We start from the raw sequence: 21,855 nt of genomic DNA, 5'->3' as shown, positions 1-21,855 counted from the left end.
GTCCATCCCCGGGTCAGTAGATGTCGCGGGCGTATCGCTTTTCCGAGGACAACTGCTTCACGTACGTGTCGGGATCGACCCGGCCGTGCGTGGCCGCGATGTCCCGCAGTGCCTGATCCACGTCCCGGGCCATCCGGCTGGCGTCGCCACAGACGTACAAATGAGCGCCGTCCTGCAGCCACGACCACAACTGGGCGCCGTGCTCGCGCATCCGATCCTGGACGTACACCTTGCTGCGCTGGTCGCGGGAGAACGCCAGATCCAGCCGGGTCAGGACCCCGTCGGTCCGCAGCGACGCCAACTCGTCCGCGTAGTAGAAGTCGGTGTCCCGGCGTTGCTCACCGAAGAAGAGCCAGTTCGGTCCGGTGGCACCGCGGGCCTGCCGCTCGCGGAGGAACCCGATGAACGGCGCGACCCCGGTGCCCGGCCCCACCATGATCATGGGAGTGGACGGGTCGGCGGGCGGCCGGAAGTGCGGCGAGCGCTGCACGAACACCGGTACCTCGTCGGCGGTGTCGGCCAGGAACGACGAGCAGACGCCCCGGCGGGGCACGCCGCGGTGGTTGTCGAACCGGACCACCGACACGGTCAGGCTGACCAGCGACGGGTCGGTGAGCGGGGTCGACGAGATCGAGTACAGCCGGGGCTGCATCCGCTTGAGCGCATCCGCCCACTCCTGAGCGGCCGCCCGCACCGGGTACTCGGCGATCAGGTCGACGGCCTGCCGGCCCCACATCCACTTCGCCAGTTCGCCCTTGTTGTCCGGGCGCAGCAGCGTTTTCAGGAACGGATCGGCGGTCCGCTCGGCAAGGAAGCGCAGCAGATCCGGCGTGATCCGGGTGATGTCGAGGTCGCGGTGCAGCGCGTCGGTGAGCGGGCGGGCGCCGAGCTTCGCGATCGAAACGGTCTGATCCGCTCGCAGGCCGGTCACGGTCAGCCACTCGGCGACCAGATCGGGCGAGTTCGACGGCCAGATCCCGAGCGCGTCGCCCGCGGCGTACTCCAGCTTGCCGCCGGTGTCGAAGGTGAACCGCCGCACCTCCTTCGCCGAGCCGGCCCCGCTCAACAGCTCATTTCCGATCAGCGTCGCGGTCAGCGGCGCCGCCCGGGTCGGCTGTGGTGCGGGCGCGGCGGCCGGCGCGGTGAGCGCCACGACCACCTGCTCCAGCCACGCGTTCGCGTCCTCCTCGAAGTCCGGCTCGCAGTCGACCCGCGGGGTCAGCCGCACCGCGCCGAGCTCGGCGAGCCGGTCGTCGAGCCGGCGCCCGTGCCCGCAGAAGTCGTCGTAGCTCGAGTCGCCGAGAGCGAGCACCGCGAACCGTCGGCCGTCGAGCCGCGGCGCGTCCGGCCCGGTCAGCGACTCCCAGAAGCCGGTCCCGTTGTCAGGCGCCTCGCCGTCGCCAAAGGTGCTCGTCACGATGAGCAGGTCGGCGGCCGACTCCAAGAGCTCCGTCGCCGACGCGTCCATCCCGCGCAGCTCGGCGGGCCGGCCGGCGTCCGCGAGTCGTTTTCCGACCGCTTGCGCGAAGTCCTCCGCGTTCCCGGTCTGCGAAGCCCACAACACCTGCAACCGCCGGCTGGGCGTCGCCGCCGGCTCCCCTGGATCAAGGGCCTTCTCCGGTACGCGACCGAAGGTCCCCGCCAGCAGCCCGTTGACCCAAGCGGTCGCCGCCGGATCGAATGGCGCCCCGGCCGGCAGCACCGGCGGCGCCGCCTGCGAACCGGCCAGCACACTGACCGCACTCAGGAAGCCCGACAGATAGTGCCGCTGCGCCTCATCCAGCACCGGCACCGCCGGCAGCCCCAGCGCCGCGCGCAGGAGCTCGGTCGCGCCCGGCGCCGTCCCGCCCGGCGAGGCCACGCCCGCCGAGAGAGCATCCCCACCCGACCAAGCCGCGGCCCCAATGGCCGCACCGCCACGCGGCAAAGTCACGCCCGCCGGGGTCGCACCCCCACCGGGAGAGGCCGCGCCCGGAAAGTCCGAACCCGCGCGGCCCGTCGCCGGGAACGCCGTGACCGGCGAAGGACCGCCGCGCGAGGAGGGCCCCGGCGAGCCCGCCGCGGCGGGAAGGGCGCGGGGAAGCGGCGCCGGCGTCAGGGCGACCGCACAGACCTTGAGCTCGGGCTGGAAGGACAGCGGATCGACCGCGTCGTTGGTGACCGCGTTGACCGACACGTACTCCCCGAAGAGGTCGTTCCAGTGGAACGGTGCGAAGCAGTTCCCCGGCAGCACCCGATCGGTCACCACCGCCGGCAGCACCGCCCGCCCGCGTCGCGACGCGATCTCGACCGGCGCCCCGGCCGCGAGCCCGAGCCGCTCCGCGTCCGCCGGATTGATCTCGACGAACGGTCCCGGGTTCAGCTTCGTCAGCTTGTCCACCTTGCCGGTCTTGGTGAGCGTGTGCCATTGGTGCTGCACCCGGCCGGTGTTGAGCACAAAAGGGTAATCGTCGTCCGGCAGTTCGGCCGCGGGCAGAAACGGTCGGGGGTGAAACACCGCGCGCCCGTCCGGCGTGGCGAAGGTGAGCGCCGGCCGGGTGCCGTCCTCGTTCACCCGCAGCGCCTGGCTGACCCCGTCGTTGCGATACCGGATCGGATTGCGCGCCTCGGCATCGAGCGGGAACGGCCACTGCACCGGGCCCTCGGCAAGCCGGTCGTAAGTGACCCCGCGCAGGTCATAGCCGGTCTGCGGGTTCCAGAACTGTTTGATCTCCTCGAGGATCTCCTCGGCCGTCTCGTACTGGAACTGCTCCGCGTAACCCATCTCGGCGGCGACCAGCGCGATCAGCTTCCAGTCCGGGAGCGCCTCGCCGGGCGGATCGACCGCCGGGTGCACGAGCGTCAGATTCCGCTCAGAATTGATCATCACGCCGTCGACCTCGGACCACATCGCCGCCGGCAGCACCACATCGGCGTACGCGTTGGTCTCGGTCTCGCCGAAGGCGTCCTGCGTGATGACCAACTCGGCGGCCTCCAGGCCGGCGATCACCGTGCGCCGGTTGCCGACCGACGCGACCGGGTTGGTGCAGATGATCCAGCAGGCCTTGATCTCGCCGGCCGCCATCCGCTCGAACATCTCGACCGTGCCCTTGCCGACCTCGGTGCGCAGCGCGCCGGCCGGCAGCCCCCAGGCGTTCTCCACGAACTCGCGATCGGCCGGGACCAGAACCGATCGCTGCCCGGGCAGGCCGGGACCCATGTAACCCATCTCCCGGCCGCCCATCGCGTTCGGCTGGCCGGTCAGCGACAGCGGCCCGCTGCCGGTGCGGCAGATCGCGCCGGTCGCGAGGTGCAGATTGCAGACCGCGTTCGTGTTCCAGGTGCCGTGCGTGCTTTGGTTCAGCCCCATCGTCCAGAGCGTCACCCAGTTGCCGGCCGCACCGATCCACTCCGCGGCCCGCCGGATGTCCTCCGCCGGCAACCCGGTCAGCTCCGCGACCCGGTCCGGCGGGTAGTCGGCCAGGAAATCGGGCATCGCCGGCCAGCCCGAGGTGTACGCGGCGATGAACTCCTCGTCGATGTCGCCGTTCGCGACCAGCAGGTGCAGCAGGCCGTTGAGCAGCGCCAGATCGGTCCCCGGCCGGATCGGCAGGAACAGGTCGGCCTTGTCGGCGGTCGCGCTGCGCCGGGGGTCGACAACGATCAGTTTCGCTCCCGCCTTGACCCGATCCATCATCCGCAGAAACAGGATCGGGTGGCAGTCGGCCATGTTCGCGCCGATCACGAAGAACACGTCGGCGTGGTCGAGGTCGTCGTAGGAGCCGGGCGGCCCGTCGGCGCCGAGCGACAGTTTGTAGCCGGTACCGGCGCTCGCCATGCACAGCCGGGAGTTCGACTCGATCTGATTCGTTCCGATGAAGCCCTTGGCGAGCTTGTTGGCCAGGTACTGCGCCTCGAGCGTCATCTGGCCCGACACGTACAGCGCCACGGCGTCCGGCCCGTGCTCGTCGACGATCGTCCGCAGTCGCCGGCCGGCGAGGCCGATCGCTTCGAGCACCCCGACGGGCGTCGGCGCGCCTTCCCGCTCGTGCCGGATCAGCGCCGTTTCCAGCCGGCCCGGCGCGGACAACATCTCCGCGCTGGTCGCGCCCTTGGTGCACAGCCGTCCCGCGTTGGCCGGATGATCACGATCGCCGCGCGCCTTGACCGCCACCCGCCGCCCGTCGGCCCGGCGCTCGACGTCCAGCACCATGCCGCAGCCCACGCCGCAGTACCCACAGACGGTCCTGACCCGCGCGGCCACCTTGTTCACCACACCCACGACGCTATGCGGGGGCGGTTTCGCGGCCGTCAATCTTCTGTGCGCGAGGCGTTACCCGGCTCTCACCAACGGCCGCCGCCGATTGTGATCGCCTGGCGCGACTGAGTCATGCTTACTACGTGAGGTTGATTCTGAACGTTCTGTGGTTCATCTTCGGCAGCGGCTTCCTGCTCGCGATCGCGTACGGGCTCGCCGCTCTGATCTGTTTCGTGCTCATCGTGACCATTCCGTTCGGCATTGCCTCGCTGCGCCTGGCGGTGTACTCACTGTGGCCGTTCGGCCGCACGGTGGTCTCCCGCCCGGGCGCGGGGGTCGCCTCCGGCATCGGCAACATCCTCTGGGTGGTCGTGGCCGGCTGGTGGCTGGCGCTCACCCACCTCGTGACCGGTATCGCCCAGTGCCTGACGATCATCGGCATCCCGTTCGGCATCGCCAACTTCAAGCTGGTCCCGGTGGCGTTCTGGCCGCTGGGGCGGGAAATCGTCGACCTCGAGTAGGCCGCCATCCGGGCCGGCCTCGGCAAACGGGAGGACGTCATGGAAATCACCGGCATCTTCACGGCCATCATCGTCGGCCTCATCATCGGGGCGCTGGGCCGCCTCGTGCTCCCCGGCAAACAGAAGATCGGCTTCTGGCTGACCCTCCTGATCGGTGTCGTGGCGGCCCTGATCGGCACGTTCATCGCCGCCGCCTTCGGCGTCGCCAAGACCCCCGGTGTCGACTGGATCGAACTGATCCTGCAGGTGGCGCTCGCGGCCGGCGGCGTCGCGATCGCCGAGGGCGTGATGCGGGGCCGTCGTCCCTGATCCAGGCGGGCATGTTACGGCGTGCGGGAGATTTTCCCGTACGCCGTGACGCCGTCACCAACCGCAGCCGATGCCGTCCAGCAGCGTCCCGCCTCGGAACGCCGCGCCATGGAACGCCGCGCCATGGAACGCCGCGCCACGGAACGGCGCGTCATGACCTCCGCGTAACCGACTAGATTGCTTTTGTCGTCGGCATGAGCGTTTCAGCCCACCTTTGCGCGAGAGCCGTACCGGTGCGGCGCCCGCCGACTATCCAGGTGGGGCGCTGACCGATCTCGATCGCCTCGGCCGACCGTGACGCGGCCGATCGAGTGGTCCACTTGCGACCCGGCCGTGAACGGTCACGAGCGTTCCCGACCGGTCGACCACATCGAACGGAGCGCATCCGATCGGGTACCGATGGTGACCGTCCGTGAGCGCCGATCGAAGGTGAGCGCGGCACCCTCATGGTGCGCAAAGGAGACGATGTGCAAAGCTGCGCGCTACATCCGCAGTTCTCATTGTCCGGAGGCCCTTCATGGCTTCGTTTCTTTCTTTGGTCGCCGGGGTCGTGATCGGCCTGGTCGGCGGCTGGTTCCTGCGTGGCATGCGCACCGGCTCGACGCGGCCGGCCGACTCCAGCACCCCCGCCACCACCACCGAGACCCCCGCGGTCCCCACCGCCACCACGTCCGCCCCCGAGGCGACGATGGATGAGTCGCCGGCGGAGACCACGTCTGCTGCCGACGCCCACACGACAGCAGAAGCCGAGCCGGTCGCCGAGGCCGAGCCGACCCTCGACGAGGCGGAGGCTGAGCCGGTGGCCGAGCCGGTCGTCGTGGCGGAGGCCGAGCCCGTTGCCGTGGTCGCCGAGCCCGAACCGGTCGCCGCGATCGCGGAGCCCGAGCCGGTGTCCACCGCGCCCAGCCAGTGGCGGCCGCCGAGGCCGAGCCAGTGGCGGCCGCCGAGCCCGAGCCAGTGGCGGCCGCCGAGCCCGCGGCCGTCGCCGCCGCTGCGCCCGCCTCGGCCGTGGCCACCGCGACCAAGGGCGACAACCTCACGAAGATCGCCGGCATCGGCCCCAAGATGGCCACGGCCCTGGCCGCCGCCGGGATCACCACCTACCGGCAGCTCGCCGACTCCGACGAGACCGCGCTCCGTGCGGCCCTCGCCGGCGCCGGCGTTCGCGCGGCGCCCAGCATCGCGACCTGGCCGGAGCGGGCCAAGCAGCTGGTCGACGCCACCGCCTGAGCCACCGCGCCCCACCCCGGCCCGGGCTGCCACCGGTTCCACGGCGGCCCGGGTCGACCACTTTCGGGTTTCGAATGATCTCGAACGAGTGGTTTTCCGGGAGTTGGCAGCCGCTACAGGGCGGCGACCGCCTCGGCCACCTTCGCCCGCAGGTCCTCGGGCAACGGCGCGTACCCGAGCTGCGTCGCGGCTTCCTGCCCGGCGGGGCTCGACGCGTACGTCAGGAAGCTTTTGACCAGGGCCGGTGTCCCGGTCTTGCAGACGATCTCGTAGGTGACCAGAACGATCGGGTACGCCTCGGCCGAGACCGCCTTGTAGTCGATCGCGAGTTGCAGGTCGCCGCCGGTGCCGGTGATGCGGGCGGAACCGATCATCCGGCCCGCCGCCTCGTCGGTCAGCGCGGTGAAGGTGCCGGCGCCGGTGCCCACGGCCGCGATCGGCAGGTTATGGAAGCGCGCGTAGGACGCCTCGACGTAACCGATCGCACCGTCCGAGCGTTCGATCGTCGAGACGACCTGGTTGCTGCCCTTCTCGGCGAGCCCGCTCGACGCCTTCCACGTGCTGCCCGAGCCGTAACTCCAGTCCTGGCCGGCGGTCCCGGCGAGGAACTTGGTGAAGTTGTCGGTGGTGCCGGAGCTGTCCGAGCGGTGCACGGTTCTGATCGGCGTGGCCGGTAGGGCGATGCCGGGGTTGTCGCGCTTGATCCCCGGATCGTTCCAGGCCGCGATCCGGCCGTCGAAGATGCGCGCGATCGTGTCCGGTTGCAGGCGCAGCGAGGAGACGCCGGCGACGTTGTAGGCGAGCGCGATCGGCCCGACCACCATCGGCAGGTGGATCGCCGCGCCCTTGCAGCGCGCCGCCACCTTCGGCTGGTCGGCGGCCGACACCGGCGAGTCGCTGCCCGCGAAGTCGCCGGTTCTGCCGATGAACGCGGCCACTCCCGCTCCCGACCCGATGCTGGAGTACGAGACGGTCGCGTCGGCGCAGCTCACCTGGTAGTTCTTGATCCAGGCGCTGACGGCGTTGGCCTGGGCGGACGACCCCTGCCCGGTGACCTCTCCGGAGGCGCAGGAGATCGGCTGGGCGATCGGAGTCGACGGCGTGCCCGAGCATGCGCCGATCAGCAGGGCCGGCGCGATCAGTCCAACTATCCGAAGTCGCACGACTCTCCCAGAACGCGTCATCGGTACTCCGCGAAACGCTTGCGCACCGCGAGCGGCATCAGCAGGATGACCAGCCCCATCACGACCAGCGGAAGGACCGCCCAGCCCCGCATCAGCACCGACACGTCGTGCATGGACTGATCGAAGGCGCTCTTGCGGGCGTCCGCGATCTGCCCGACCGCCGCGTCGTAGTAGGAGAAGTCGAAGGCCGCGTCGCCGCGCCGGATTCCGGTCAACGCCCCGATCGCGTCGTCGTTCCGGCCCGCGGCCGCGAGCCCGATGATCTTCTGGTGGTCGCGGACGTACGCCTGCCAGCGCGTGATCACCTGATCGGTCTGGTACGGGCTGACAGCCGGTCCCCCGGCCACCGCCGGCAGCGGCGTGTCGCAACCGCCCCCGGTGAGGCAGGCCGACTTGCGCTTGAAGTCGTCGTCGTAGAAGGGCAGGTTCGAACTGATCAGGTAGCGACTCGTGTCGGCCGCCGCGTCATAACTGATCGCCCGCGCCTGGGACAGCCGCAGGAACGGGGTGAGGCTCTCCGACCGGGCCGATCCCAATCGCTCACCCTGGAGCAGGAGCACGGCGATCGCCGGCAGCACCAGAGCGATCGTCAGCACGGTCGCCGTGAGCAGCGCCGGGTTGAGGACCCGGCGGAACCGGCGGGCGAGCCACACCTGCAGGGCGAGGAGCAGGACCAGCAACGCGCCGCCGAGCGCGATCGCGAGTGTCACCGCCCAGACTTCCGTCGCTTGCTTCTCGGCGTACGCCCGGGAAAGCCTTTCCTCGCTAGCGGAGCGAAGCGATTGTGCCGCCGGCAGCAGGCCGAGGTGCATGGTGTTGGTCGCCTGGGTGTAGTAGCCCTGCGCCGAGTCCCCGGCGGTGAGCGTCTGCCAGACCCGCTCGCGGTAGACCGCCAGTTGGTCGAGCAGCGTCAGCACGGTGTCCGTGTCGGCCGAACTGGCCAGCGACTTCTGCAGATCGGCGTCGACCTGCCGGCTGCGCGCCTGGTACGTGCCGAGCGCGTCGATCTGGCTGCCGGCGAGCGCGTCGTTTCCGGCGGTGAGCACCAGGCGCGCGACCTGGGCGTCCATGTCGCTGAGGGCGAAGTAGAGATCGGCGGCGGTCGCGGCCTGCGGCGCGGCCTGGTCCCCGATGATCCGGATCTGGTCCTGCACGCGCGCCATGAGCAGGCTCAGGCTCGCGAGCAGCGTGGCGGCGGTGAGGACGGTGGCCGCGACCCAGAGGCGCAGCCGGGCGGGAGTCTCGGGCTGAACGGCCCGGCGAGCCATGGTTCGCGTCGCCTCGATAACTGCGGGCACGCCGTCACGGTAATGCACACCCGCAATTCCGGAATCGGCGGGAGATCCAATTCCGTATCGTTAACCGGGCGGCAATTTGTCGTTCAGTTAATGGACATCGACGTGCGGAGTCGCTGGTGCGGGACGCCGGCCGCGGTGAGCTGTTCGGCGAGCAATGGTGGCGGATTGTGCACGAATACCGCCACCTGATGGTCGTCGCCGAGATCGCACGCGGCGGCCACCGAACCGACATTGATCGGATCCAACTCCGGGACATCGGTCAGATCGAGGATCAGGCGCAGCGGCCGCACCCGCCGAACCGTGTGCACCAGGACCTGCCGCAGCTCGACCGCCTTGTCCAGGCCGACGACGCCGTGCGGAGCGATCACGACGCTCCCGTCGGCACTCGTCCGCACTTCCAGCACAGAGCCGCGCATCGGATCACCCTTCGCTACCGTGCGTTCAGCCGCCGGACCACCTTACGACGCGAATCATCCCCCGGGAAGGAGGTGTGTCGTTCGCGGTCCCAGAAAACTGAGACCTCCTCCTTACCGGGGAGTCTTGCACGAAGATGGGTTGGTCGCCGCTCGTGACTCACGAGAATGGCGCGGTACGCATGCACCTGACCGGAGTGTGATCATGACGCTCGAAGCCGAACCCGCCGCACAGGCCGACCTGTCGGCGTACGTGCTGAACCTGCTCGACGACCATCTGGCAGCGATGCGCGACATACGGGAACGGCTCCGCACCGGCGGACGGGTCAGTCCGGGCGGCCGGCGCGCGATCGCACTGGACAGCGTCGAGGCGGCGCGACATTACGCCGATCGGATGACCCGGGCGCTGAGCGCTCCGCAGCTCACGCTGGGCCAGCCGTACGTGGAGCACGAGCACCCGATGCTCTGAACCGCTCGAATTCGTGCACCAGGATCGCGAAGAGGTCGGAGTCGCGCCAGCCGTCCCGGATCAGGACGGTCTCCCGCATCCGGCCCTCGTGCGTCATTCCGATCTTGGTGAGGACCCGGGCCGAGGCGACGTTGCGCGGGTCGCAGGTGGCGTAGACGCGGTGCAGGCCGTGCTCCTCGAAGGCGATCCGCAACAGCTCACGGGCGGTGGCCGTGGCCAGTCCCCGCCCCCAGGCGCGCGGGTGGATGCCGTAGCCGATCTCGCCCTGGCCGCTCCCGCGGAGGTGCAGGTCGCCCACGCCGATCACGCCGGGGCCGGCGAGGACCACGTGGGGGAAGCTGGTCTGCGGCCGCTGGTGCCACAGCCGGGCGGCCTCCCGTACGTACGCCTGGGTCTCGGCCTCGGTGTTGGGTCCCCAGTCCTGGTAGCGGCAGGAGTCGAGCCGGCGCGCCCAGTCGTGCACGGCCGGCCAGTCCTCGTACTCGAGCGGCCGCAAGGTGATCCCCACCGATCCGATCCTGCCACTTTCGCTCAGAACGGGATCTCCAACATGGCCCGGTACGTCGGCGGATCGATCGCGACGGCGGCCACGGCCACGGTGTACGCGACGGCGATCGCGAACCACAAGGCGGCCGGGGCGCCGGCCGCCGGGCGTCCCGATCGGCGATCCCGCTGGCGCTGACGGCCCTGGGCACGGTCGTGGTCGCCGTGCTGCTCGGCCGGCACCGGCCGGTTCGGACCGACGCGGGGATCGGCGCGGCCGCGCACGCGCACACGCTTTGCGGTCACCACCCCGAGCGATTGACCGACCAGCGGTGCCCCGGCGAAGGTGACGGCGGCGGCCGGGCCGGTGAGTCCCGGCCGCCGGGCGGATCGGTACCTTCGGAGGGGGTGTGCGCATGGTGGAGACGGGGTTCGCCGACGAGGCCGGGCCGCTTCGGCGGGAGATTCTGGCGCACTGCTATCGGATGCTCGGGTCGGCGGCCGACGCCGAGGACGCGGTCCAGGAGACCTACCTGCGGGCGTGGCGCGGATTCGATCGGTTCGAGCGCCGGGCGTCGATGCGGACGTGGCTGCACCAGATCGCCACGAACGTCTGCCTGCGCTCGCTCGAACAGCGCGAGCGACGCTTCCTGCCCGCCGCGCTGGACGGCCCGGAATCCGACTGGCACTCCCCCGCCCGGCCGGCGCCGGCCGGGACGCCCTGGCTGGGACCGCTTCCGATCGATCCGGCGGAGGCGGCCGGCACGCACGAGCAGGTCCGGCTCGCCTTCGTCGCCGCGCTGCAGCATCTCCCGGCCCGGCAGCGAGCGGTTCTGATCCTGCGGGACGTCGCCGACCTGCCGGCCGACGAGGTGGCGACCGTGCTCGACACCACGACGGTGGCGGTGAACAGCGCGCTGCTGCGCGCCCGCGAGCGGATGTCGCGGGAGGCGCCCGACCCGGCCGAGATGAGCGAGCCCACCACGCCGGAGATGCAGAACCGGCTGCTGCGGTACGTCGACGCGTGGACCCGCGCCGACGTGGGCGCCCTCGCGGCGGTGCTCCGGGAGGACGTCACCCTGGAGATGCCGCCGCACGCCACCTGGTTCGCCGGGCGCGATTCGGTGCTCGGCTTCCTCGGCACGCACGTGCTGCTCGAACCGGGCTTGTTCGCGATGCACCCGGTCACGCCGCAGGCCAACGGCCAGCCCACGTACGCGCTGTATGTGCACGACGAGGCGCACGCGCTGCAGGTGCTCGATCTCGCCGACGGTGGCGTCCGGAGGATCCACGTCTTCCTGCAGCCCGCGCTCTTCCCGATGTTCGGGCTGCCGGTGAATCGGGGCGCCGGCCGGGATCTCCATAGCTGAACCCGACGCATGGAGGAACCGATGACAGCAATGACGGGAAGGTCCGTGGTGGTGGTCGGCGGCGGCCGCGGCCTCGGGCTGGGCGTGTCGAGAGCGGCGAGCGACGCGGGCGCGCACGTGACGGTCGTGTCCCGCTCGCCGGTGACCGGATTCGCGCACGAACGGGGCGACGCCGCGGACGAGGCGTTCGCCGACAAGGTGCTGGCCGCCCACCGGCCGGACCTGCTGGTGATCACGGCGGGGGCGGTCCCGGTGATGGGGCCGCTCAACGAGCACACCTGGGAGACGTTCTCGACCAACTGGCAGGCCGACGTGCGGATCGTCTTTGGCTGGTTGCGAGCGGTGTTGCGGCTGCCGCTCGCGGCCGGGTCGCGGGTGATCGTGTTCGGCAGCGGGGCCGAACTGCGCGGCTCACCGCTCAGCGGCGGCTACGCGGGGGCGAAGGCGACCGTCCGGCTGATCACGGGCTACGCGGCGGGCGACGCCCGGGAGCTCGGCATCACGATGACGACGGTGCTGCCGGTCGTCACGCCCGGCACGGTGATCGGCAACACCGCGATCCGGGCGTACGGCGGAACCCCCGGTCCCTCGCCGCTGACACCGCAGCTCGCCGGCGACCGCATCGTCCGCCTGGCGCAGGAACCGGCCATGGCGGCCGCGTACGTCCTGAACGGGGAAGGGCTGACTCCGCTCGACAAGTAGCGGTGCGCCGCCGCCGGCCAGGTCCTCGGTCGCGGGCCGGCGGCCGGTCATCGCCAGGACCAGCGCGGTGTCCACCGCCCACATCATGTCAAGCCGAGCGGTCGTGAGCGGCGACATCACCCGGTCGCGGCCGGCGTGCCGAACGTGAGACGGCGTCTCACCGGCCGCCGTCGCCGGTCGGATCATGGACTTGTGCTTCTGCGATCGCCGAGCCCGCCCGTTTACTTGTGGAGTCAAGGAACGCCCCGCCCAGGGGGGAACGAGGCGGCAACGGCCGAAGGCGACATCCGGGGTCAATCGTATTTCGACGAGTAACGATTCTGACACGGGTCTGGAAATTGGCTGTGAAACCAGTACCGTCGCGGGGCGCTCACCAACGCATAACGGGATGGGATTCATAGTGTCGATCAACGAGCAGCTTCCGCCGCAGCCTGGCCAGAACTTCAACTACGGGGCTCCGCCGCCCCCGATGGCCCCTCAGCCGCAGGGCCGCAGCGGCCTGGCTGTCGCCGGATTCATCCTCGCCTTCTTCGTTCCGGCGGTCGGGTTCATCCTCAGCCTGATCGCGATCTTCAAGACCGGCGCGGGCAAGGCGAAGGGTCGTGGCCTGGCGGTCGCCGGCGTCATCATCTCGGTGGTCATCATGGCCGGCATCATCATCGGCATCGCGACTCTCGCGAACTCGACCGTCGCCGACCCCGGCTGCACCGACGGCAAGGCCGCGATCATCAACAACTCGACCAACGTCGACGCCGCCTCGCTGCAGAAGACCATCGACGAGCTGAACGCGGCCGCCGCCAAGGCCAAGCACGACGACGTCAAGGTCGCCGTGCAGGCGATGGCCAACGACTACAAGCAGATGCTGACCGCGGTGAAGACCGGCAACGTCCCGCCCGGCCTGATGGACCAGATCACCAAGGACGGCAACAAGCTGGACTCGCTCTGCACCATCGGCAGCTGACCAGACAAGCGCAATGGCAGCACCGGCGAGCGCCGGTGCTGCCATTTTCGATCCGGTTCGATCAGCTGAGCTCGGCGAAGAACGCGCGGACGTCGTTCGCGTACGCCTCCGGCTGTTCCGCGGAGAGGAAGTTTCCGCCGGCCGGAAGCTCCGTCCAGTGCGTGACCGGGGTGTCCCGCTCGGCGAAGCGGCGGACCGTGATGTCCGTGACGCCGAGCGCCACGCCCAGCGGGACCTGGGACTTCTCCTTGGGCGCCCAGGCCGACGGGTCGTGCGCCACCTCCCAGTAGACGTTCGCCGACGAGCCGGCGGTCGCGGTGAACCAGTAGAGGCTCACGTTGGTGAGCAGCAGGTCGCGATCGAACGGGACCGACGGATCGGTCCACTCCACGAACTTCTCGGCGATCCAGGCCAGCTGGCCGGCCGGTGAGTCGGTGAGGCCGAACGCGAGCGTCTGCGGCCGGGTGACTGGATCGCGTTGAAGCCCATCTTGTCGTCGCGGAACTCCTGCAACCGCCGCAGCCGCTCCTGCTCGGCCTCGGTCAGCCCGTCGAAGTCGCCCGGGTCGCCGGACGGGACCGTGATGTGGCCGTTCACGTGCACGCCGATGACGCTTTTCGGCGCCTGGCGGCCCATCTCGACCGCGATCCCGGCGCCGCCGCCGGTGCCCTGCACGCCGTAGCGGTCGTAGCCGAGCCGGCCCATCAGCTCGTTGAGCGCGGCGGCGCTGCGCGCCGTGTTCCAGCCGGCCGAGGTCAGCGGGCCGGAGAAGACCATCCCCGGGTTGCTGACCAGCACCAGGTGGAAGTGGTCGCGAAGGGCCTCGACGACCGGCAGATAGAGCGCGAACGACCCGGGCCAGTCGTGACTGATCAGCAGCGGGGTCGCGGCGGGGTCGGCCGAGCGGACATGCGCGAAGTGGATCGTCTGCCCGTCGAGCTCGGTCAGGAACTGCGGCAGCTCGTTGAGCCGCGCCTCGGCCGCCCGCCAGTCGAACTCGCGCCCCCAGTACTCGGCGAGGTCGCGCAGGTAGGCGACCGGGACGCCGCGCCGCCAGCCCTGACCCGGGATCTCGGCACCCCACCGCGTGCGGGACAGCCGGTGGCGGAGGTCGTCGACGTCGGCCTGGGGAATCTCGATGCGGAACTCGCGGATCATCGTCTCGCCTCTCTCGTCGAACGGAACGGAATGCTTCGTTCCGTCTTTCACTGTACCAGAGCGGAACGATCCGTTCCACTGTTAATCTGAGCCGCATGACGAGCAGCTCGGGCCGCGCCCGCCAGGCCGCGCGCAACGACGAGACGATCCTGCGAGCCGCCCATGAGGTGTTCCTCGAGGACCACCGGGCCCCGATCTCCGCGGTCGCCGAGCGGGCCGGCGTGGGTATCAGCGCGCTCTACCGGCGCTACGCCGGCAAGGAGGACCTGCTGCGCACGCTCTGCCACGACGGCCTGCGGCGGTTCATCGCGGAGGCGGAGCAGGCCCAGCAGCAACCCGACGACTGGACGGCGTTCGAGACCTTCGTCCGCGGGGTGGTCCACGCCGATGTGCACTCGCTCACCGTCCACCTGGCCGGCACGTTCGCGCCCAGCGAGGAGATGAACGCGGACGCGATCCGGGCCAACCAGCTGGCCATGGCGCTTTTCGAGCGAGCCCGGCCGCTGCTGCGCCCGGGCGCCGTCCCCGCCGACATGACCATGCTGCTGGAGATGTGCGCGGCCGTCCGCGTTCCCGACCCGGACCGCACGAGCGAGCTGCGCGTCCGCTACGTCGACGTCCTCCTGGATGGCATGCGCGCCGGCGACGAGTTACCCGGCCCGGCCCCCACCGTCGAGGAGCTGAGCTGGCGCTGGAACCGGTAGACCTCAGCCGCGCCACAGCGGCGGGGTGATAGAACGCCGACCATGCGCATCCTCTTCGTCGCCGCTCCCCTGCAGGGCCACCTGCTGCCGTTGGTCCCGCTCGCCGCGGCCTGTCGCGACGCCGGGCACGACGTGCTCCTCGCCGCCGGCGGTTTCCCGGTCGACGTGCTCGGGTTGCGCACCGCCGACATCGGCGCCGGCTTCAGCCTGCCGCGCGCCGCGATCCGGGTGGCGCTGCGCCGGCCGGGTCTCGCCCGCGCCGAGATGCGCGGGGAGGCCGGCCTGGGCATGGCCGGCGAGCTGTTCGGCCGGGCGAACCTGACGCTGGTCGAGCCGTTGCGGGCGCTCGCCGAGCGGGAACGACCGGATCTGATCGTCTTCGAGTCGCTCGCGGAGGCCGGGGCGATCGTTGCCGGTCGCCTGTCGATCCCGTCGGTGTTGCAGGAGAACACACTGTGGCCGGCCACCGAGTTGTTCCGCGCGGTGCGCACCAGTTCGGTGATGGCCAAGATGGACATTCCCAACCCCGAACTGACCATTTCGTGTACGCCGGGGAGTCTGCGCGGCGGGCCGCTGCCGGGAGCGTCGCCGATGCGCCCGGTGCCGTTCTCCGGCGGCGGCCCGGTGCCCGGCTGGTTGCGCGAGCCCGGGTCGAGGCCACGGGTCCTGGTCAGCCGCAGCACTCTGAACGGCCCGAACGACGGCGATCCGGGACCGGCCGTGATCGCCGCGGCGGCCGCGGTGGACGCCGAGTTCGTGCTGGTCCGGCCGGCCACGACCCGCACGCTGCCGCCGAATGTGCGGGCGGTGGATCGCGTACCGCTGAACGAGGTCCTGCCGTTTGCCTCGGCCTTCGTGCACCATGCGGGCGCCGGGAGTGTGCTCGGCGGCCTGGCCGCCGGCGTGCCCCAGCTGGCCACGAGGGGCGCGGGCGATCGCCGCTACAACGCCGAGATGCTGGCCCGCCGCGGCGCGGGCCTTGCGGCCGACGCCAAAGCGATCACCGCCGCCGACCTGACCCGTCTGCTGAGCGACGAGCGCCTGACGGCCGCGGCGCGCGAGGTCGCGGCCGAGATCGCCGGCCTGCCCGCGCCGGAGACGCTCGTCCCGGCCCTGGAAAAACTGGTCGGCTCCTGAGATCCGGCCCGGCGTTTCAGGAGACGAAGATGCAGAACGGGTGGCCGGCCGGGTCGGCGTAGACGCGCAGCGGCTCGTCCGGATCGGTGCTGCGGTCGTAAACCATCTTGGCGCCGAGGGCGAGGGCCCGCTCGTGCTGGGCGTCCAGTTCGGAAACGCTCTCCACCGTGGTGTCCAGGTGCAGCTGCATCGGCACGGTGTCGTCCGGCCAGGTGGTCGGAATCAGCCGGTCCACCTGCTGGAAGGCCAGCTGCGGGCCGCCCTGCGGGTTCTGCAGGACCAGCCAGTCCGTGCCGCGCTCGTCGGGGTCGCCGGCGGCCGGCGGCTCGTCGCCGGGGCGGTACTGCAGACCGAACAGCTTGCGGTAGAACTCGGCGAGCTCCCGGATGTTGGTGCCGTCCAGGACCACCTGAAGAATCATCGGGTATCGCGTCATATGCCTCAGCAAACCACGACCCGGTTCCGTCCGCTCTCCTTGGCGCGGTACAGGGCGTGGTCGGCGCGGGCCAGCATCTGATCGAGGGTGGCGTCGGCCGGGTCGAGCTGGGTGAGGCCGACGCTGATCGTGACCGGCAGCGGCCCGGCCGCGGTCGGGATCGGGGTGTCCGCGACCGCTCGGCGCATCCGCTCGGCGAGCTCCGGCGCGGCGCCGTCGTGATCCGGCAGGACCACCGCGAACTCCTCGCCGCCGTACCGGCCGAGCACGTCCGAGTGCCGGACGCTCGCGCGGACCCGGGCGGCCACCGCACGGATGACCTCGTCGCCCACCCCATGACCGTACGTGTCGTTGACGCTCTTGAACTTGTCGATGTCGAGCATCACGGCGGCGAGGTCGCGGGAGCCCCGGGCGGCGGTGGAGACCAGCGCGGTGGCGATCGCGTAGAAGTGCCGGCGGTTGTGCTGGCCGGTGAGCTCGTCCGTGGTGGCCAGCTCCTGGACGCGACTGAACAGGCAGGCGTTCAGGTAGGCGCTCATGCCCTGGGTGGCGAGCGAGGAAGCGATCTGAATCGCGCTCTCGTTGAACGAGTCCGCGCCGAGGACGACCACGCCGCTGCGCCCGTCGCGGTGGTCGAGCGGCACCACCAGGAGCCGCTGGCTGCGCAGTTCGCCGATGTTCTCGGCGGGGATCACGGTCGGCTCCAGCACCGGCGGCAGCGCCACCGGGAACGGCCCGCCGACCGCGGCCGGATTCGCCTTGCCGGTCACCTCGAGCACCGTCGACCCGTCGGCGCCCAGCAGGCACCCGGCGGCCGCGTCCAACTGCGACGCGAGCATGCCGAAGAGCGTGCTCAGCAGCCGCGCCGGGTCGTGGATGCCGCTCAGTTCGGCCAGCGATGCGCGCAGCATCTCGGCGAACGCCTGCTGCTGCTGGGCCGCCGCGACCGCGAGGTGCAGCTGCGCGGCCCGAGCGGTCTCGAGCGAGACGGCGACATGACTGGTCACGCCGATCAGAACCTCGACATCGTCCTCGGTGAAGATGCCGCGGGCCATCCGGCTGTCCAGGTAGACGACGCCGAGGGTGTTCCCCTTGAACTGAACCGGAACGACCATGATGCTGCGCAGCCCGTGCACGACCGCGCTCCGCGAGCCCAGCGCGGCGCCCTGCTCGGTTCCGGTCAGCACCAGCGCCTCCCCGCCGGCGGCCACCCGCCGCACCAGCGTCGCGCCGTACGCGGTCGTCGCCTCGAGATCGGTCCCGCCGGCGCCGCGCCCGGCGAAATGCACCGGCTCCCCCGCCTCGTCGAGCAGGAAGAACAGCGCCCGCTCGGCGCCCAGGATGCGCAACATCTCGTCGAGCGCGACCCGGGCCAGCTCCTGCGGGTCGAGGACGGTGGCCGCGGCCGCGCCGACCTGCTGCAACGCCTCCAGGCGACGGTTGCGCGGCGCGTCCGAGCGGCCCACCACCGTACGCCGGTTGGTCGCCGCGCCCTCCTCGGCGCCGAACTCGGTGCGGGCCTGCCGGCGCCGGGACTCCCACCCGTGGACGTTCGCCAGCGACAGCGCGATCCGCGCCTGGCGATCGGATTCGTTCATCAGCCCGAGGGCCCGGAACGACCGCGCCCGGAACCGGGCGACCTCGAAGTGCACCAACGGCGCGTCGACCGCCCGCGCGATGTGTTCCGCCTTGTCGCTCCATTCGATCGCCTTGCGCGGCTCGCCGACCAGTTGGGCGAGAGCCGCCTCACCGATCAGGTAGGCGGCATCGAGCAGCGGCGAGCTCTTGCGTACCCGGCGCAGCTCGGCCACCGCCTCCCGGGCGGCCTGGATCCGGGCCGGCCGCTCCTGATCGGTCGCCATCCGCAGTCGCGCCATGCAGGCGTGCGACTGGTACGCGAAGAACCACTTGTGCTGCGTCATCATGCCGCGCGGGCGCAGCCCGAGCCCGCGGAACTCGGCGGCGATCGCCTCGAACGGCTCGCCGAACTCACCCTGCTCGATCGCCGCGCAGGCGGCCGCGACCAGCATGTTCGCCCTCTGCATGGGGGTGCCCTTGCCGGGCGGCAGGGCGGCGCGCAGCTCGGCCAGCGCGGCGGCGGCCTCCCCCGGCCGGCCCTGCATCGCCGGGATCATCACCGAGAGCATGCCGAACGAGGTGCCGAGCACGAGCTTGGGGTCGCCGAGCCGGCGGAGCCCGCGCTCGTACTCGGCCTGCGCCTCGACGGCGTAGCCGCGCAGGAGCAGCCGGAGGCCGACCGTGGCGTGGCCGGGAATGAGCTGGGCCGGGCCGAACCAGCGCGCGTCCCGGTTGATGGTCTCCTCCCAGGCGCTGCCGTCGTCGAAGCCGCCGAACAGCCACGCGCAGCCGCGCATCCACTCCACGTACGCCACCAGCGCCGGGTCACCGAGCTCGTGCGCGACCACGGCAGCGCGCTCGAGGCAACGACCGGCGGCGCCGCGCAGCTTCACCACGGCGGCGACGTAACCGATCAGCGCATAGACGCGCACGTACTCGGGGCACGGGCCGAGCCGGTTCACCGCGTACATCGCGCGCATCGCGAGCACGCCCGCCTCCCGCAGGCGAAAGCCGACCCCGGCCGCGTAACCGCCGGCGTCCAGGGCGGCGGCCAGGGTGGCGAGGTCGTCCCGCCGCCGGCCCTTCGCTGTCCCGGAACCCCATCCGGTACGTCGCACGGCGCCCCCGGCGAGCCCGGCGCCGATCGTGGAGGCGAGCAGGGCGATCGGCTTGCCCGGCAACGGCCGGCCCAGCTCGGCGAGCGCCCTCGCGGTCGCCGCCAGGGCGTTCTCCACGTCCCAGAGCGTGTGGTGCAGCTCGATCTCGGTGATGAGCAGTTGCGCGCGGGTCCGGCGGTCGGTCTCGGCGGCGAGGGCCCGCTCGATGGTGGCGGCCGCCTCGGCGTACCGGGACGCGCGCAGGTAGGCGAGCGCGAGCGGGTGCAGCACGGCCGTGGCCGGGGCGGGGTCGCCCTCCAGGGCGTCCTCGAGGTAACCGGCGGCCTCGGCCGGGGCCATGTCCGCCAGGGCGCGCAGGCCGGCGGCCAGCGCGCTGCGGCGGCGCTTGCCGGCCGGCACCTCGTCGCCGGCCCGCCGGTGGTGCCGGGCCACGGCGTACAGGTGATCGGGGTCCCGCAACGGCCCGGGCAGGCCGTCCAGAGCGTCCGCGATCGAGGCGTGCAGACGGCGCAGCCGCTGCTCGCCGACCCCGTCGAGCAGCGACTCGCGCAGCAGCGGGTGCAGGAAGACGTACCAGCCGCCGGGCCGCGCCTCGACGATCCGGCGCTCGACGGCGGCGCCGACCGCGGCCACCACCCGGTCGGCCGAACCGCCCGCGGCGATCAGCGTCTCGGTGCGGAAGCGCGGCCCCGCCACCGCGGCGGCGACCAGGAAGTCGCGATCGGCGCCGGCCAGGGTGGCCAGCCGGGAGGCGAGCAGCGCGCGCACGTCGTCGGCGGCCGGCAGCGCGTCGGCGCCGGCCACGTCGACGTACCACGCGCTCCACAGCGGGGTGAGCAGCCCGGCATCGAGCAGCTGCAGCAGGTACGCGACGACCGCGAGCGGCGAGCCGTCGGTACGCCCGGCCACGTGCCCGACCAGCTCGGCCCCGACGGTCGCGCCCGGCAGCCGGGAGGCGATCAGCTCCTCGACGGCGGCCGGCTCGAGCGGCGCGCAGTCGAGCTCGAGGTCGGCGTGCACGGCGTTCGGCGTGCCCGCGTCGTCCCGCTCGGTCAGCAGCACCAGCAGCGGCAGGCGCGGCAGATCGGGCGCCAGCCGGGCCAGCACCGCGCGGCTGCCCGCGTCGAGCCAGTGCGCGTCGTCGCAGAGCAGCATCAGTCCACTGTGGGCCCTGGCCAGCTCGGCCAGGAACGTGGCGACCGCCGGGAACAGGTGGTCGTCCCGGGGCTCGCCGGCGCCCGCCTCGCCGACCAGCGCCTCCAGCCGCGGGCTGAGCCGGGCGGCCAGCGCCGGGCCGGCGATCGTGGCGGCCGCCCGGACCAGCCGCTCGGCCTCGGCCCGGTCCGGGCCGTCGAGCAGCCCGACCGCCTGCAGGTAGCCGTCGATCGCGACACGCAGCGCGGCCAGCGGCAGCGCCTCGTCCTCGACACAGGCGGCGCGCAGCACCGGCACGCCGGCGGCGAGCGCGGCGGCCTCCTCGGCCAGCCGGGTGCGCCCGGAACCGGCCGGTCCACGAAGGACGACGATGCCGCCGTGCCCGCCGTGCGCCCGCCGCCAGCGCTCGGCGAGCCGGTCGCGCTCTTCGTCGCGCCCGCACAGCGGCCAGCCCGACGCCTTCGCCGCCCCGCCGGCGCCGCCCGGCAGGGCCGCCAGCAGCGCGGCGGCGTCCGGGTAGCGGTCGTCCGGGTCCTTGGCGAGCAGCCGGGTCACGACCGCGGCCACGGCCGGGTCGAGGCCGGGACAAAGCTCGATCAGATCCGGTACGGGCGCGGTCAGGTGCAGCCGCAGCAGCTCGCCGACGTCCTCGGCCTCGAACGGCAGGCGCCCGGTCAGGCACTCGAAGAGCACGACGCCGAGCGAGTACAGATCCGAGCGGCCGTCGACCGGGCGCTTGAGCATCCCGGACTGCTCGGGCGAGGTGTAGAGGAAGGTGCCGACCGCCCGGTCGTCGTCGTCCGGCTCCGCCCCGAGCAGCGCGAGACCGAAGTCGATCAGTTTGGCCTGGTGCCCGGCCGGCATCATGATGTTCCCCGGCTTCACGTCCCGGTGGACCAGGCCGACCCGGTGGGCGGCGGCCAGGCCGCGGCCGAGTTGGCCGGCCAGTTCGACGACCCGCTCCGCGGGGAGCGGACCGCGCGCCAGGGTGTCGGCCAGCGAGCCGCCGGGCAGGTATTCGAGGACCATGGCGGGCGCGCCGCCGAACCGGCCGGCGGCGTGGATGAGCGGCACGCCCGGGTCGTCGATGCAGGCGAGCAGCGCCGCCTCACGCTGGAAGGCGATGAGCAGGCCGGGATCGTCGGCGCTCTCCGCGATCGGCCGTTTCAGCGCGTACGTGCCGGCACCCCGCCGGGCCCGGTGCACGGTGGTGAACGCGCCCCGGCCCAGTTCGTCCTCCACCACGAGACCGGTCAGGTCCGCCGCCCGGCGCACGCTGTCCTCGTCACTCACTGGCACCCACTCCGCAGCTATCGGTTCGTAGCTACTGATCGGCAACCGTCGCGCGAAGTTGACCCGATATGTCAGGCACCACGTGCCCACGACAGCCGA

At 71.8% G+C, this 21,855-nt stretch carries 17 protein-coding genes and 1 pseudogene; 9 read left to right on the top strand and 9 right to left on the bottom strand.

The window, feature by feature from the left end:
- Window positions 1-13: 13 nt before the first annotated feature.
- On the bottom strand, window positions 14-4,255 hold the full coding sequence (locus tag IH26_RS0144315; RefSeq protein ID WP_030442316.1) for a bifunctional nitrate reductase/sulfite reductase flavoprotein subunit alpha: 4,242 nt from the start codon (window positions 4,253-4,255) through the stop codon (window positions 14-16).
- Window positions 4,256-4,380: 125 nt separating this feature from the next.
- Here IH26_RS0144315 and IH26_RS0144310 point away from each other — a divergent pair, with 125 nt between their 5' ends.
- The 3 genes from IH26_RS0144310 to IH26_RS64120 all read left to right on the top strand — a co-directional run bounded on the left by IH26_RS0144310 (window position 4,381) and on the right by IH26_RS64120 (window position 6,297).
- Window positions 4,381-4,758, top strand: coding sequence for a YccF domain-containing protein (locus IH26_RS0144310; RefSeq protein WP_245665961.1), 378 nt, complete (start codon window positions 4,381-4,383; stop codon window positions 4,756-4,758).
- 39 nt (window positions 4,759-4,797) lie between these two features.
- The gene (locus IH26_RS0144305) at window positions 4,798-5,067 is read left to right on the top strand and encodes a GlsB/YeaQ/YmgE family stress response membrane protein (protein ID WP_030442314.1); all 270 of its coding nucleotides are present in this window, start codon (window positions 4,798-4,800) and stop codon (window positions 5,065-5,067) included.
- Between the two features lie 933 nt (window positions 5,068-6,000).
- On the top strand, window positions 6,001-6,297 hold the full coding sequence (locus IH26_RS64120) for a helix-hairpin-helix domain-containing protein (protein ID WP_281179840.1): 297 nt from the start codon (window positions 6,001-6,003) through the stop codon (window positions 6,295-6,297).
- Window positions 6,298-6,410: 113 nt separating this feature from the next.
- Here the strand turns inward: IH26_RS64120 and pstS are convergent, their stop codons facing one another.
- From pstS to IH26_RS0144285, 3 genes are all read right to left on the bottom strand, one after another.
- Entirely contained in the window at window positions 6,411-7,460 is a 1,050-nt protein-coding gene (gene pstS / locus IH26_RS0144295) for a phosphate ABC transporter substrate-binding protein PstS (RefSeq protein WP_051809639.1), read from the bottom strand.
- Between the two features lie 17 nt (window positions 7,461-7,477).
- Complete coding sequence (locus IH26_RS0144290) at window positions 7,478-8,779, bottom strand: hypothetical protein (RefSeq protein WP_245665960.1); 1,302 nt, start codon at window positions 8,777-8,779, stop codon at window positions 7,478-7,480.
- Window positions 8,780-8,862: 83 nt separating this feature from the next.
- Window positions 8,863-9,195 carry an STAS domain-containing protein gene (locus tag IH26_RS0144285; protein WP_030442310.1) on the bottom strand — a complete coding sequence of 111 codons (333 nt, stop codon included), beginning with the start codon at window positions 9,193-9,195 and terminating at the stop codon, window positions 8,863-8,865.
- A 202-nt stretch (window positions 9,196-9,397) separates the two neighbouring features.
- Here IH26_RS0144285 and IH26_RS0144280 point away from each other — a divergent pair, with 202 nt between their 5' ends.
- The gene (locus IH26_RS0144280; protein WP_157437676.1) at window positions 9,398-9,661 is read left to right on the top strand and encodes a hypothetical protein; all 264 of its coding nucleotides are present in this window, start codon (window positions 9,398-9,400) and stop codon (window positions 9,659-9,661) included.
- On the opposite strand, the gene IH26_RS0144275 is transcribed toward IH26_RS0144280, so the two are convergent.
- Complete coding sequence (locus tag IH26_RS0144275; protein ID WP_034217306.1) at window positions 9,615-10,169, bottom strand: GNAT family N-acetyltransferase; 555 nt, start codon at window positions 10,167-10,169, stop codon at window positions 9,615-9,617. The genes IH26_RS0144280 and IH26_RS0144275 overlap by 47 nt on opposite strands.
- 23 nt (window positions 10,170-10,192) lie before the next feature.
- Entirely contained in the window at window positions 10,193-10,429 is a 237-nt protein-coding gene (locus IH26_RS0144270; protein WP_157437674.1) for a hypothetical protein, read from the bottom strand.
- Between the two features lie 131 nt (window positions 10,430-10,560).
- Here IH26_RS0144270 and IH26_RS0144265 point away from each other — a divergent pair, with 131 nt between their 5' ends.
- From IH26_RS0144265 to IH26_RS0144255, 3 genes are all read left to right on the top strand, one after another.
- Window positions 10,561-11,514 carry an RNA polymerase subunit sigma-70 gene (locus tag IH26_RS0144265; protein ID WP_034217303.1) on the top strand — a complete coding sequence of 318 codons (954 nt, stop codon included), beginning with the start codon at window positions 10,561-10,563 and terminating at the stop codon, window positions 11,512-11,514.
- Between the two features lie 21 nt (window positions 11,515-11,535).
- Window positions 11,536-12,216: an SDR family oxidoreductase gene (locus tag IH26_RS0144260; RefSeq protein WP_030442305.1), complete on the top strand. Its 681-nt coding sequence runs from the start codon at window positions 11,536-11,538 to the stop codon at window positions 12,214-12,216.
- Window positions 12,217-12,604: 388 nt separating this feature from the next.
- Window positions 12,605-13,177, top strand: a complete 573-nt coding sequence (locus IH26_RS0144255) for a DUF4190 domain-containing protein (RefSeq protein WP_157437672.1) — start codon at window positions 12,605-12,607, stop codon at window positions 13,175-13,177.
- A gap of 61 nt (window positions 13,178-13,238) precedes the next feature.
- Here the strand turns inward: IH26_RS0144255 and IH26_RS54790 are convergent.
- Window positions 13,239-14,335, bottom strand: a pseudogene (locus tag IH26_RS54790) (epoxide hydrolase family protein).
- Window positions 14,336-14,430: 95 nt separating this feature from the next.
- Between IH26_RS54790 and IH26_RS0144245 the strand changes: the two are divergent.
- Both IH26_RS0144245 and IH26_RS0144240 read left to right on the top strand, forming a co-directional pair.
- The gene (locus tag IH26_RS0144245; RefSeq protein ID WP_030442303.1) at window positions 14,431-15,039 is read left to right on the top strand and encodes a TetR/AcrR family transcriptional regulator; all 609 of its coding nucleotides are present in this window, start codon (window positions 14,431-14,433) and stop codon (window positions 15,037-15,039) included.
- A gap of 42 nt (window positions 15,040-15,081) precedes the next feature.
- Complete coding sequence (locus tag IH26_RS0144240; protein ID WP_030442302.1) at window positions 15,082-16,176, top strand: nucleotide disphospho-sugar-binding domain-containing protein; 1,095 nt, start codon at window positions 15,082-15,084, stop codon at window positions 16,174-16,176.
- A gap of 16 nt (window positions 16,177-16,192) precedes the next feature.
- Here IH26_RS0144240 and IH26_RS0144235 read toward each other — a convergent pair whose 3' ends face one another.
- Together IH26_RS0144235 and IH26_RS0144230 are read right to left on the bottom strand one after the other, a co-directional pair.
- Entirely contained in the window at window positions 16,193-16,612 is a 420-nt protein-coding gene (locus IH26_RS0144235) for a VOC family protein (protein ID WP_030442301.1), read from the bottom strand.
- Between the two features lie 5 nt (window positions 16,613-16,617).
- A complete protein-coding gene (locus IH26_RS0144230) occupies window positions 16,618-21,756 on the bottom strand; it encodes a diguanylate cyclase (RefSeq protein WP_030442300.1) in 5,139 nt (1,712 codons plus the stop codon).
- Between the last annotated feature and the right edge of the window lie 99 nt (window positions 21,757-21,855).

Source organism: Actinoplanes subtropicus (assembly GCF_000721705.1).
GTDB lineage: Bacteria > Actinomycetota > Actinomycetes > Mycobacteriales > Micromonosporaceae > Actinoplanes > Actinoplanes subtropicus.
This window is presented reverse-complemented; position numbering and strand designations above follow the sequence as displayed.